The organism is Ectobacillus polymachus (assembly GCF_048159605.1).
Taxonomy (GTDB): Bacteria; Bacillota; Bacilli; order Bacillales; family Bacillaceae_G; genus Ectobacillus; species Ectobacillus polymachus.
On record NZ_JBLREB010000001.1, the window covers coordinates 562012 to 575137 of the forward strand.

15 protein-coding genes are annotated in these 13126 nt (G+C 37.8%); 6 read left to right on the forward strand and 9 right to left on the reverse strand.

What is annotated here, in order from left to right:
* Positions 1-40: 40 nt before the first annotated feature.
* The 4 genes from ACM5BR_RS02785 to ACM5BR_RS02800 all read right to left on the reverse strand — a co-directional run bounded on the left by ACM5BR_RS02785 (position 41) and on the right by ACM5BR_RS02800 (position 4912).
* Complete coding sequence (locus ACM5BR_RS02785; RefSeq protein WP_416825667.1) at positions 41-1909, reverse strand: ABC transporter ATP-binding protein; 1869 nt, start codon at positions 1907-1909, stop codon at positions 41-43.
* Entirely contained in the window at positions 1906-3633 is a 1728-nt protein-coding gene (locus ACM5BR_RS02790; RefSeq protein WP_416825668.1) for an ABC transporter ATP-binding protein, read from the reverse strand. The genes ACM5BR_RS02785 and ACM5BR_RS02790 overlap by 4 nt, the downstream gene beginning before the upstream one ends.
* Positions 3626-4105, reverse strand: a complete 480-nt coding sequence (locus tag ACM5BR_RS02795) for a MarR family winged helix-turn-helix transcriptional regulator (protein WP_416825670.1) — start codon at positions 4103-4105, stop codon at positions 3626-3628. The genes ACM5BR_RS02790 and ACM5BR_RS02795 overlap by 8 nt, the downstream gene beginning before the upstream one ends.
* Positions 4106-4411: 306 nt before the next feature.
* Positions 4412-4912 carry a GNAT family N-acetyltransferase gene (locus ACM5BR_RS02800; protein WP_416825672.1) on the reverse strand — a complete coding sequence of 167 codons (501 nt, stop codon included), beginning with the start codon at positions 4910-4912 and terminating at the stop codon, positions 4412-4414.
* Between the two features lie 164 nt (positions 4913-5076).
* On the opposite strand from ACM5BR_RS02800, the gene ACM5BR_RS02805 reads away from it, so the two are divergent.
* From ACM5BR_RS02805 to ACM5BR_RS02815, 3 genes are read left to right on the forward strand one after another with little or no spacing between them, the layout of a single operon-like run.
* Positions 5077-5286 carry a spore coat associated protein CotJA gene (locus ACM5BR_RS02805; RefSeq protein WP_416827818.1) on the forward strand — a complete coding sequence of 70 codons (210 nt, stop codon included), beginning with the start codon at positions 5077-5079 and terminating at the stop codon, positions 5284-5286.
* Positions 5286-5543 (forward strand): spore coat protein CotJB, encoded by a 258-nt coding sequence (locus ACM5BR_RS02810; protein ID WP_416825674.1) that lies wholly within the window; start codon positions 5286-5288, stop codon positions 5541-5543. Before ACM5BR_RS02805 ends, ACM5BR_RS02810 begins: the two co-directional genes overlap by 1 nt.
* A 12-nt stretch (positions 5544-5555) precedes the next feature.
* Positions 5556-6125 (forward strand): manganese catalase family protein, encoded by a 570-nt coding sequence (locus ACM5BR_RS02815; protein ID WP_416825675.1) that lies wholly within the window; start codon positions 5556-5558, stop codon positions 6123-6125.
* A gap of 202 nt (positions 6126-6327) precedes the next feature.
* Here ACM5BR_RS02815 and ACM5BR_RS02820 read toward each other — a convergent pair whose 3' ends face one another.
* Positions 6328-6594: a hypothetical protein gene (locus tag ACM5BR_RS02820; protein WP_416825677.1), complete on the reverse strand. Its 267-nt coding sequence runs from the start codon at positions 6592-6594 to the stop codon at positions 6328-6330.
* 330 nt (positions 6595-6924) lie between these two features.
* On the reverse strand, positions 6925-7662 hold the full coding sequence (locus tag ACM5BR_RS02825; RefSeq protein ID WP_416825679.1) for an NADPH-dependent oxidoreductase: 738 nt from the start codon (positions 7660-7662) through the stop codon (positions 6925-6927).
* Positions 7663-7943: 281 nt separating this feature from the next.
* Here ACM5BR_RS02825 and ACM5BR_RS02830 point away from each other — a divergent pair, with 281 nt between their 5' ends.
* A complete protein-coding gene (locus ACM5BR_RS02830) occupies positions 7944-8258 on the forward strand; it encodes an ArsR/SmtB family transcription factor (RefSeq protein WP_416825680.1) in 315 nt (104 codons plus the stop codon).
* Positions 8259-8409: 151 nt separating this feature from the next.
* Here the strand turns inward: ACM5BR_RS02830 and ACM5BR_RS02835 are convergent, their stop codons facing one another.
* The 3 genes from ACM5BR_RS02835 to ACM5BR_RS02845 all read right to left on the reverse strand — a co-directional run bounded on the left by ACM5BR_RS02835 (position 8410) and on the right by ACM5BR_RS02845 (position 10881).
* The gene (locus tag ACM5BR_RS02835) at positions 8410-8766 is read right to left on the reverse strand and encodes a PH domain-containing protein (protein WP_416825681.1); all 357 of its coding nucleotides are present in this window, start codon (positions 8764-8766) and stop codon (positions 8410-8412) included.
* A gap of 235 nt (positions 8767-9001) precedes the next feature.
* Complete coding sequence (locus ACM5BR_RS02840) at positions 9002-10360, reverse strand: MATE family efflux transporter (protein ID WP_416825683.1); 1359 nt, start codon at positions 10358-10360, stop codon at positions 9002-9004.
* A gap of 119 nt (positions 10361-10479) precedes the next feature.
* A complete protein-coding gene (locus ACM5BR_RS02845) occupies positions 10480-10881 on the reverse strand; it encodes a sporulation protein (protein WP_416825685.1) in 402 nt (133 codons plus the stop codon).
* Positions 10882-11312: 431 nt separating this feature from the next.
* Here ACM5BR_RS02845 and bacA point away from each other — a divergent pair, with 431 nt between their 5' ends.
* Together bacA and ACM5BR_RS02855 are read left to right on the forward strand one after the other, a co-directional pair.
* Entirely contained in the window at positions 11313-12113 is an 801-nt protein-coding gene (bacA, locus tag ACM5BR_RS02850) for an undecaprenyl-diphosphate phosphatase (protein ID WP_416825687.1), read from the forward strand.
* A gap of 173 nt (positions 12114-12286) precedes the next feature.
* Positions 12287-13054 (forward strand): sporulation protein, encoded by a 768-nt coding sequence (locus ACM5BR_RS02855; RefSeq protein ID WP_416825689.1) that lies wholly within the window; start codon positions 12287-12289, stop codon positions 13052-13054.
* Positions 13055-13126 lie beyond the last annotated feature (72 nt).

Here is a 13126-nt window from a genome sequence, read left to right on the forward strand (position 1 = left end):
AAAAAGAAGCTTAAGGACATCTCCCTTAAGCTTCTTTCCATTATACGGCCGGTGCTTCTTCGGAAAACTGGCTATTGTACAAGTCTGCATAAAAGCCGTTTTGATCCAGCAATTCATGATGCGTTCCTTGTTCAATGATCGTTCCTTTATTCATTACTAGGATTAAATCTGCATCCTTGATGGTAGAGAGACGATGTGCGATAACAAAGCTTGTGCGACCTTGCATCAATGTGTTCATTGCTTTTTGAATATAGATTTCCGTTCTTGTATCTACACTGCTAGTCGCTTCATCTAAAATCATGATTGGCGGATTTGCTAAGATAGCGCGGGCAATAGTAAGCAGCTGCCGTTGTCCTTGTGAAATATTAGATGCATCTTCATTTAATACAGTATTATAGCCATCTGGTAGTGTTCGAATGAATTGATCTGCATGTGCTGCTTTCGCTGCTCGGATTACATCTTCATCTGTCGCGTTTAAATGACCGTACGCAATATTATCCTTAATCGTGCCATTAAAGAGCCATGTATCTTGCAGCACCATTCCAAATGTCTTTCGGAGACTTTCCCGCGACATTGCCTTCGTATCAATGCCATCAATTTGTATCGAACCACTATTAATTTCATAAAAGCGCATAAGTAGATTGATTAACGTCGTTTTCCCTGCACCCGTTGGACCTACTATCGCTATCGTTTGACCAGGCTTTACCTCAATATTGATATCGTTAAATAGCAGGGCATCAGCCTTATAGCCGAAGTTAACATGTTCAAAGTGTACTTCACCTTTTACTAATGGTACGCTCACAGGATTTGCAGTTTCTTTAACTTCTTCTGTCTCATCGAGTACTTCAAAGACACGCTCAGCTGCAGCGATGGTAGATTGAATAATGTTTGCGATATTTGCTGTTTGTGCAATCGGTTGAGAGAATTGTTTTGAATATTGAATGAACGCTTGAATATCACCGATTTGAATAAATCCTTTTGTCACGTAAATACCACCGACTACGGCAATCGCAACGTAGCCAAGATTGCTGACAAATGACATGATTGGCATAATTATGCCTGAAATAAATTGTGCTCGCCAACCAGCTTCATATAATTTCTCATTCACTTCATTAAATTCCATTTTTGCTTTTTCTTCATGTCCAAATGCTTTAATGATGTGATGACCATTATACATTTCTTCGATATGCCCATTTAATTGACCGAGAGATCGCTGCTGGTTCGCAAAGTATTTTTGCGACCGTTTCATGATTGGTCCTAGCACGAAAACGGATAGTAGAACAACCACGACACTAATTAAAGTAAGCATCGGACTGATCGTTAGCATCATAATAATAATTCCGATAATGGTTACAAATGATGTAATAAACTGGGTAATACTTTGCTGCAATGTACTCCCAATCATATCGATATCATTAGTTACGCGGCTTAACGTATCGCCATGTGCATGTTCGTCATAGTATTTCAGCGGGAGCTTTGCTAGCTTCTGATTGACTTCAAGACGTAAATCATAGACTGTTTTTTGTGCAACATCCGACATAAGATATTGCTGTAAGTAGCTAAATAATGCACTCAGTATATAAAGTCCAACGAGTAGGAGTAGAATATTCCCGATATAATCAAAGTCAACTTTGGCACCTGGAATTCTTTTCATTTTTAGGATAATGCCTTCGAATAACTTAGTCGTGACCTTACCCATTAGTTTAGGACCGACAATCATGAAAATTGTACTAAGAATCGCAGTCAGGAATACAACTAGTAATTTAAAACGACGCGGCTTTAAATATTTCAGCAAACGGTTTAGTGTCCCTTTAAAATCTTTAACCTTAGCACCTTGTACCATCATGCCGCCGCCAGGACCATGACCAAATCCGCGCCCTTGCTGTGATTGCTTTTTTGTCTCGCTCATGCAATCTCCTCCTCTGATAATTGCGACTCGACAATTTCTCGATACACTTTGCAAGATTCTAATAACTGTGTATGCGTACCGATATCTTCTATTTTTCCACCATCAAGTACAATAATTTGATCTGCATGTAAAACGGTGCTAACCCGCTGTGCAACAATTAATACAGTGGCATTCACTGTTTCTTCTTTCAGTGCAGCTCGTAATTTCGCATCTGTTTTAAAGTCTAGTGCGGAAAAGCTATCGTCAAAAATATAAATATCAGGTTTGCGAACTAAGGCTCGTGCAATAGATAAGCGCTGCTTTTGCCCACCTGAGAGATTCGACCCGCCTTGGGTAATATTGGATTCGTAGCCTTCCTTCATTTGTTCAATAAAGTCAGCGGCCTGGGCGATTTTAGCTGCGTGCTTAATTTCTTCAGGCGTTGCGTCCTCTTTCCCGTAGCGAATATTTTCGTTTACGGTACCCGAAAATAATACAGCTTTTTGCGGAACAAATCCGATTTTGGAACGGACATCAGCTTGCGTCATTTCTTTAATTTCAGCGCCGTTTATTCGAATCGAGCCAGCATCTATATCATAAAATCTAGGAATTAAGTTTACGAGTGTTGATTTTCCTGAACCTGTTCCGCCAATAATAGCCGTTATTTGTCCAGGCTTAGCATGAAACGTAATATCGGATAGTGCGGGCTGTTCAGCTCCTGGATAGCTAAAGGTTACATGATCAAACTCAATTTCTCCTTTGCTTGTCTCGGTAGAAACGATGTCTTTCGTATCGACAATACTAGGCTCCATAGCAAGTACCTCATTAATACGATCTGCAGATGCAGAAGCACGAGGAATCATAACAAACATGATAGATGCCATAATAAGGGCAAACATAATTTGTGCAACATATTGAATAAATGCCATTAAATCACCAATTTGCATGCTGCCACTATCTATACGAAGGCCGCCGAACCAAAGAATAGCTAATGTTGTCAAATTCATAATCAACATCATCACAGGCATAATAAATGCCATAATCTTATTCACGCGAATGGAAACACCGGTTAAATCGTGGTTTGCCACGTCGAATCTTGATTGCTCATATGATTCCCGATTAAAGGACCGTATGACGCGCACACCCATTAAATTTTCACGAAGAATCAAGTTTAATTTATCAACCTTTTTTTGTACGATTTTAAAGAGAGGCAAAGCCTTATACATTGTTACAACAATGGTTAGTACAAGAATAGGAGCAATGGCAACAATGACAAGTGATAGCTTCGCATCCTTTGATACTGCCATAATAATACCGCCGACGAACATGATCGGTGCACTTAGGACCATTCGCATCATCATGATTAACACTTGCTGGACTTGCGTAATGTCATTCGTTGTGCGTGTAATTAAAGAAGCTGTTCCTATATTGTCGAATTCCTGTAGAGAAAACTCTTCTATATGTGAAAAGACTTTCTCCCGTAAATTTCGACCAAATCCCATTGCTATCTTTGAAGACAGATAGCTTGCTAATACTGAGAAAAATGCTCCACCAGCAGCAATTCCCAGCATGATTCCGCCAATTTTTAGGATGTAATTTACATCACCTTTGACGACACCTGTATTAATAATGTCAGACATCAATGTTGGTAGATATAAGTCAGACATCGTTTGAATAAATACAAATATGAGTACACTTGAAATCATCCAAGTAAATGGCTTTAAATTGCGAAAGAGTTTAATCACTAGCTTGGCCTCCGTTCTCTGTTGTTTCATCTTGCATTAATTCATAGAATTGCTGGTGAAGGTTAAGTAAGGTTTCAATCGATTCCTTAGGAAGCTTCGGTAAGATGTCATGTACTTTTTTGTGCATGCCATTTGGATCTTCATAGATATCTTTGATCTTCTGCTTTCCAGCCTCCGTGATTTGGAGGGATACTTCCCGACGATTTTCTTCAGAAATAATGCGTATTACGAACCCATGTGTAACCAATTTATCTACAGCTGAGCTAAGCGTGCTCTGCGGAAACATAAGCTTCCTACCTACTGTTTTTTGCGGTACGACCTTATCGTTTGATAAAAATTGTAAAATAACAAATTGTGGTACATTCAAATCGTGGTTTCCCATTGTAGCATGTAACCATTTACCGAAATGTCGATGAATCCGAAAAAAAGAGGAAAGAACAACTTGTGCTTGATCTTCACTCTTGGCATCCAATTTACTTCACCTCTCCCTTTATCTCAAATGAAATATTCACCAAAGGAAAGTTCACATGTGATAAGTTAACTTTGTTAAGTATTAGTTTATAGACGGAATAGTTCGATGTCAAGGAAAAGAGATGTGACATATTAACCGTTTATGATTGTGTGTAAGACAGAGATATAAGGGTAAATTGGATTGGAGATAGAGGAGAAGTACGAAAAAACGCTAGCTTACTAGTAAGATGACATAAATCTGTCCAAGTTTAATAGACTAAATAGAAGCAACTCTTGTTTTCATAAAAAGGTGCTTCTATTTTTGATCTTATGATTCTATAATTTTTCCCATATAGTATTCATCTACATATTTTCCATCAACAATAAGGGATTTCTCTTTGAATCCTTCTTTTTTGAACCCCATTTTTTCATATAAACGAATTGCGCCTTCATTATGGGTCATGACGGTTAGTTCTAATCTTGTAACATGATGCTCCTTTGCCCAGTTCTCCAACTTTTTGAATAATTGAACTCCTATTTTTCTTCCTCTATATTTGTTCAAAATACCTATTACGATATAAGCACTATGTCTAATTCTTTTCGTAAATCCTCTTTCTGCTGATAAAAAGCCGATTATGTCTCTGTTATCCTCTGCAACTAATAGGAGTGAATTTGAGTCGTGCATCTTTTTAATAGTTGCCTTCATTTCTTCGATTGTTGTTTTCCTTTCTCCTGGTTCAAACATCATATAAGTTGTTTCGTTATCTAGTTGCTTTAACATAGATAAGAATTTTTCTGCATCGTTTGTCTCAATTTTTCTAATAGTCATGTATGCCTCCTACATTTGTCTTCCATTCTCGTATTCGTTGTTTCATTCATCTTTTAAGCTATCTGATTCATATCATTTTTTTATGACGAATACAATAAAGAGAAACGATTCAGTATATAGATGTATAGGGAGGTACTCAGGATAAGATGAACGGTTCTTCAAATATGAAGGTTTATACCCCATACCATTCTCCAAATGATCCATGTCCGTCAATTGGAAAGAAATATTATTCAACACCGCCACATTTATACCTTGGCTTTCAGCCTGAAAACATGCCGCAATTTTCTCCAATGGAAGCGCTAAAAAAAGGAACATTATGGCCTGCATTCTATGATTATTATGATAATCCATATCGAAGCAGGGGGGAATCGTGATGCATGAACCATTACCAGCTGAATATTACTCGTTACTTTCAGACATTCAGGCCGTAGATTTTGTACTAATAGAGCTAACATTATATTTAGATACTCACCCAAAAGATGCGCATGCATTACAGCAATTTAATCATTTTTCAACGTATCAATCACAGATGAAGCAATCGTTTGAATCAAAGTTTGGTCCACTGCAACATGGAGGTAGATCAGAAGGGGAATGGAAGTGGGGAACGAGTCCTTGGCCATGGCAAGTATAGGAGGAAAAGACAATGTGGATTTATGAGAAAAAATTACAATATCCGGTGAAGGTGAGTAAGTGTAATCCTAAACTTGCTAAGTATTTAATTGAACAGTACGGGGGAGCAGACGGGGAATTGGCAGCCGCCCTCCGCTATTTAAATCAACGTTATACAATACCTGATAAAGTAATTGGACTTCTTACAGACATCGGAACAGAGGAATTTGCTCATCTTGAGATGATTGCTACAATGGTATACAAACTAACAAAAGACGCTACTCCTGATCAATTGAAAGAGGCGGGGCTCGGTAGTCATTACGCAAATCACAGTCAAGCATTATTTTATGAAAATGCAGGGGGATTTCCGTTTACTGCAACTTTTATTCAAGCAAAAGGCGATCCAATTGCAGACTTATATGAAGATATTGCTGCAGAAGAAAAAGCCCGTGCAACGTATCAATGGTTAATTGATTTATCGGATGATCCAGACATTAACGATAGTTTACGGTTTTTAAGAGAAAGAGAGATTATTCATTCTCAGCGATTCCGGGAGGCAGTGGAAATATTAAAAGAAGAAAAAGATAAAAAAACGGTTTTCTAACTTATAGCATGTATTGACTAAGTATCAGATAAGGTAGATGAGCAACTGGATGTGCTCCTTTATATAAAGTAGGAAACATAAGAAAACTAGCAGTCCTGCTATAGGATAGCTAGTTTTCTTATCGTATTTACGAAAGAAGTCTCCCTCCCATAAGAAAAATGACCAGTTGCATGATAGCTGGTCATTTTCATAAAACAATTACTTATTCGGATATATCACGTTCAGATTTGCTAGATGAAGAACCAATATTGTTAAACGTATTTATAGTAAATAAAATAACGCCTATTACAATGACGCAGGATGCGACAATTGCGATTGGAATGAATACTACACTTCCTGTTATGATTTCCAAAGCAATAGCACCTAACATAATGGGAACTCCAATATTATGAAGCCAGAATTGAATGATAGCTAACTTTGTTTCTGCGGCTTTAGGATAAAAATGATAAATAAGACCAAATAACGCCATTGAAACCCAACCTAGCAAGTTAAGATGTGCATGGACAGAGGAGAGACTAAAGTCATGTATAATCCCCATTGTCAGCCCAATCAAAACGGCGACTGTGAAATAAACCGTAGCAATCTTTAGGTAATTTTCCTTTAGTATAGTGACCCCCCCTTTATAAATTTTGATGGAAACATCCATCTATTACAGTGTATTTTAAGTATATGTATTTATAACTATTTTTTGGGTATTGGCTATAAAAAGTCCGAAGATATTGGCCAGTATAGGAATGTGCTAAGAAAATAAAGAAGCCCCCACTTACCAAATGGCAAATGGGGGAGGGGGTCAATTCCATTATTTCAGCTTAAAGCCTTGTTTTAAAATCGTTGGCTGGACATTTGGAGCGTAAATCCCTTTGTAGAATCCAGCAATTGCAGATGACCAAGTGCGATCTTCTTTTCCGTCTGTACGTTCCTTCATATATGCTGATATCGTATCATCATAGGCGTCGACAAATGGCTTTTGTTCTTTGTTGTAGCTTTCTCTATGATGAATAGCTTCCGACATGAAACGTGGTTTTTTTGCTGAAAGATCTGCAGGATGTCCAACTACAAGACCGCAAACTGGGAATACATATTCTGGAATACCAAGAAGTTCGATTAATTTTTGTGGATCTTTTCGAACGCCGCCAATAGGCACAATGCCGAGACCCATGGATTCTGCTGCAGCGATAGCATTCCCCATAGCAAGACCAACATCGGTTGCACCTACAAGAAGAGATTCAACGCCATCGGTAATGCCTAGTGGTTGGCCATTTTTTTCTGCAGCAATTTTTGCACGGTAGAAATCTGCACAGAATATAAGGAATACTGGAGCTTGTGCAACCCAAGGTTGGTTGCCAACATATTCAGTTGCCTTTGCTTTCTTTTCAGGATCTTGGATACTAATGATTGTTATCTGTTGCCCGTTAATGGAAGATGGAGCAGCTTGTGCCGCAGCGATAATTTGATTCAATTGTTCTTCAGATACAGGTTCATTCGTATAGCTGCGAATAGAACGGTGATTTGTTAATGTTTTCATAACTTCATTCATGGTTAAACATCCTTTCGAGTTGGGTATATTCGTTCATTGTTAGGAAAAGTTATTTCTATTAAATTCGCTTTCCCATTTGCGGATATGTTGCTTCTCACACGGTACAATGATACTGTTTCCATTGGAACGTTTGGTATGTAAATAATTAAAGACATTCAACAATTATTCATTTCCAATGTTCGATGATTATCGAACATTGAAACTATATCACGTCAGATTTATCTTTGCAACGAATTTGTCCGATTATTGCGGCTACATAGTGATTATGTTACAGTAATAATATGAAAACACCAATTCAACCCTCTATTGATAACATTAAGCTAACGAAAGTTTTGCATGCACTTAGCGATCCGATTCGACTGTTTATTGTACAGAGCCTTGCTGAAAAGAAGGAACAGCATTGTGCGTCCTATTGTCATTTGAATATTTCTAAATCTACGCTTTCGCATCATTTTCGTGTACTTCGAGAGGCAGGGGTCATTCAAGTGCGAATTGAAGGGACACAGCACATGTACTCACTTAGAACTGACGATTTAAATCAGTTGTTTCCCGGATTGATATTGTCTATTTTACGAGTCGATTCTTCACATACTTAAAAGAAACCATTTGAAAAACTCCGTACAAATGAAAAGTACGAAGTTTTTTTGTATGAAATGAAGTTTTGTCTAATAAAAATAAATAAGAGAGAAAGGAGTGCCGAACACGAAGGTAGATGAATCAAATCCTACAGAGTATGATGAAATTCGTCTATACGAAACGTAGGAGCTTCTCCTTTACATAGGTGACGAAGTCCTCAGCTTTCCCAATTTCAATATCCGTAATCATTTCTTGAGAGCCATTGTGAAAAAAGACAATTGAATGAACACCAAAAAGATTTTTATGAGAGGTAATGGAGCGTATATTTTCGTAATAATATTTTTCCACGACGGTTACACCGAAATAGTCCCCTACAAACAGAATCCGCTTTGTCGTAGCAATAAGAATACCTTTACGAAGTCCTCCAGGTGGCTGTAAATAGTAATGATAGGTACCATAGATAATTTTCCCAAGTCCTTCGCCATCTTTAAGCTTCATTTTAGCTATGCTCAGCAAATTTTTGTACATTCAGATCATCCTTCTCCCTTTGTTTGTGTTACGTAAGCAGTTAATAGGATATTTCGAACAACTAGAAGGTACACCAAGATAATGTGTATCAGACGTATAAGATGACGAACAACAAGTAGGATGGCTTTTCTTACATTATAATCCATTATTAATGGAAAATTTGTAAATATTTATTATGGTTGGAGTCTTTCTTATGCGAACCGGTATGTTTCATAAAATGCCAAAAGAAGCTGCCTTATGCTGCAGCTTCTTTCTGTTGTTTTCGTTGCACATATAGCAGTCGCATGAGTAAAAATATCGCGCCGAAAGCAAGCCCTGTAATAAGGCCAATCCAGTAGCCCTTTGCTGCTAACTCGGTAAAATTCGCAATAAAATATCCAAGTGGTAATCCGATAACCCAATATGCTACAAGTGTCATGACGAGAGCAGCATTGACGTCTTTATAGCCGCGAAGTGCCCCTTGAACAGGTGTTGCGATTGCATCGGAAAATTGAAATAAGATCGCAAATAATAGAAATTGCCCGGCTAGATTTTGTACGACGGCATCGCTTGTATAAATTGAAGCTATTTGCTGATCAAAGATATAGATAACGGCTGAATATAAGAGAGCAAATAAAAGGGCACAGCTTATTCCGATGAAACTATAGGTTCTTGCATCTCGCATTCTCCCTGCACCGACTTCAAAGCCAACAGCAATTGTAAGAGCCATTGAAATACTAAGAGGTGTCATATACAGCATAGAAGCAAAATTCATCGCAGCTTGATGGGCGGCAATGGTTGCTGTGTCAAAACGACTCATAAGTAGGGTTACAGCAGCAAAAATACTTGTCTCAAAAAAAATAGCAAAGCCAATCGGTAAACCAAGTTTCAGCTGTTCTTTCCAAGCTAATAGGTTAAGCTTGTGCAGCTTATGAAAAATCCGAAAGCTAGAAAAAGGACGTCTGTGATGAATAATAACGATTGCGATAACTAAAATGCACCAATAGGTCACAGCTGAGGCAATCCCTGCACCAACACCACCTAGCCTAGGCATCCCAAAATGGCCGAAAATAAAGGTATAATTAAGAAATACATTGATAGGTAAAGAACAGATTGTGATCAACATGGACACTCTCGTTTTTCCAAGGGCATCAATAAAACAGCGTAATACTGTATATACAAATAATGGAATAATACCGAATGAAAGCATACGCAAAAAATCGTTAGCGACATGGCGAACGTTAGGTTCAAGATTCATATGATTCAAAATAGGTTGCAATGTGAATATTCCAATGATAATCACAATTAGGGCAATTACTATAGCAAGATAGATTGCTTGCATAATAGAAGGTGCTACATTCTTTTCTTTTTTGGCACCGGTTAGTTGTGCAGTAATAGGAGTTACTGCAAGTAAAATACCAGTAAGCCCCGTGTTAATCGGCATCCAAATACTGGTGCCAATCGCTACACCTGCAAGATCTGCAGAGCTAGCGTGTCCAGACATTGTTGTATCAAAAAACGTCATCGCAAACAATGCAAGCTGGGTAATGAAAATAGGTAAAAATAAAGAAATAAACTTTCGTATCTTATGCAATTCAGTAGTAGTTTCTTTCATAAACTTCCCTTCTTAATCAAAAAAGTGCAATTCATTTAAAAAAGAGGTTGCTGTCTACACGGCAACCTCCCTAGAGTTAATCACAAATGTAGCGTTTATGTACCAGTTGTTTTTACTTTTTACATGGATGGAGGAAGAAGAGTAATTACGGTCTTTTGATGATCGTCTTTTCCAGCATCGATATCCAGATTCGTAACAAAATAAAATTCGTGCTCATCATCCCAATCCATTTCAGTTGGAAGTGTGATTGTAAAAGGAAAAGTTTTCGTTTCATGCGGTGCAATTACAAAGCTTTCCTTGACCACAGGTACGGCAGAAATAAGCAGTTGTTCCCCCATTGTTAGATTTGAAAATCCACGGTACAATTCTAACTTAATATTATTAATATGCTGTTCTACCTTTCCACCCTTCACGATGACGGATCCGCTAACAATTTCACCTAGATGAAATGTATCCTCGGGCAATTGTAAGTACACGTCTGCTGCACCTTTTCCTAGCTTTGCCATAAATTTATCTAACATGATTGCATCTTCCTTTCAAGATTATTTTATGAAAAAACAGATAGTTCTATATACTCTAGCATGAACAAATCAAATACAGTATGCTGTATTTCATATCTGAGTTAAGCACCTATCTTCGTATCAACGCTCTGTCATACTCTTATGATACCATATGTAAAGCGTTTTCCAAGTTTGCTAACATACAAGAATGACCCTAATTAAGGATTATTTTACAATACTTCGAATAATATTTAATATTGCACCGTAGTGTTTGGATGGGAATAATGCATGAGAGAGTATATTCATATACAGAATAAGGCAAAAAAACCATGAAAATTTTGTAATATTCTTGTATGATTAAAAGGATGAACTGAGGTTTTATCCCTCTAATTAAGGGTAGTACCCGTACGGAGGGACGTTTCATCTATTAGATACATAGAGGAGGAACCATCTTGGCAGAATGGTTAATAGGTCTCATACTTGGGACTGTAGAAGGATTAACAGAATTTTTACCTGTTTCTTCAACTGGTCATATGATTCTTGTAGGTCATCTTCTTGGATTTGAAGGAGACAAGGCTAAAACCTTTGAGGTTGTTGTTCAATTGGGCTCAATTTTAGCAGTTGTTGTTCTCTATTGGAAGCGGCTATGGTCTCTTTTTGGTATTGGTCGTAAAACAAGTGGCCCATCCTTAAACTTACTACATATTATTATTGCTGCGATTCCAGCAGGGATCGTAGGAGTAGTATTCCGTGATCAAATTAAATCGGTTTTATTTGGTACGGGACCAGTGGTAATTAGCTTAGTTCTTGGCGGTATTTTAATGATTGTTGCAGAGCAATATGCGAAAAAACATCCTAGCACATCCAAAACATTAGATGATGTAACTTACAAGCAGGCATTTATGATTGGCTTGTTTCAATGCTTAGCACTTTGGCCTGGTTTTTCGCGCTCAGGTTCAACTATCAGTGGCGGTATTTTGTCTCGTGTTTCACACAAAGCATCAGCAGAATTTACATTCATATTAGCAGTACCCATGATGATTGCTGCAACAGGTCTTGATTTAGTGAAAAGCTGGCATTTTCTAACTGCAGCAGATATTCCATTATTTGCAGTAGGCTTCGTTGCTGCATTTGTTGTGGCAATGTTTGCTATTGTAACTTTCTTACGCCTATTGCAACGTTTGAAGCTAACACCATTTGCTTATTATCGCTTTGTAGTTGCAATTGTATTTTATTTGTTTGTAATAAGATAGAGAAGGTGCTAACGCTGTTAGCATCTTTTTTATGATTAAAATGTATGCTTCGATGAAAGTAAGCCCTAGGTTGCTTTTCGTAGAGGCTCAATTATACTATGTGTATGGGTAAGGATATTTTACTTTATTATAATTTATAGAATGATGATGAGTGTTGTAAGGTAGGGGATTGTATGCTTCGACGTTTATTTCAAGCTTGGAGAATAGGGACTGGGAGAATCAAGTTTGTTCTTGAAAAGGATGTATGGAAGCAAGGGGAAGTAATTCACGGTGATTTGCAAGTGACAGGCGGTTCAGAGCCTCTTCAGTTTCTACGTGTTGAGCTAATGATGACTCTTATTACGATGAGAGGAAGAGAATATACGAGGTCTTTGCTCAATGTTCTGGACATGCAGAACATTGAGCTTGGTAAGGGTGAGAAGACAACGATCGTGTTTTCAAAACAGCTGCCGGAAGCCATAGCAATTTCTAGTACTCATATTATGTATAGTATTCGTTTATGCTCAGGAGTTAGGGAAGAGATAAAATTTATTGATATTGTTCCAAATGAGCCGTTTAAGCAGGTGATTAACGCATTGTATAATCTTGATTTTCGACGGGATCCCTCATTCGGATGCTTTGATGGTAGAATACAGAACTTTGTGTTTGTTCCAGCAGGTTATTTTATGCGTATGCTTGTTTTTGTTTCGTTTCATGTTGTACAACGAGCTAATGAAATTAGACTACTTATGTATATTTGCGACAATGAAAATCATGATTTGTTTCACGTAGCCAAATTTTCACATTGGGAATGGAATGAAATAGAGCTGCTTACGGAACGCCTTCGCAAAGAGATGACAGATATGTGCAATGAACCGGATTCCTATTTAAAAAAGCTAAATTGGATAGAAGAGGGAGCAGTTGGTTCTGTAGCTGACGGTTTGTTTCCTAAATCCATTTGAAAGTACGATCTACTGCGGTATAAGAAAGTATTTCATTTCCCGAACCACTTTGGCTCGGGTTTTTATGGTTAG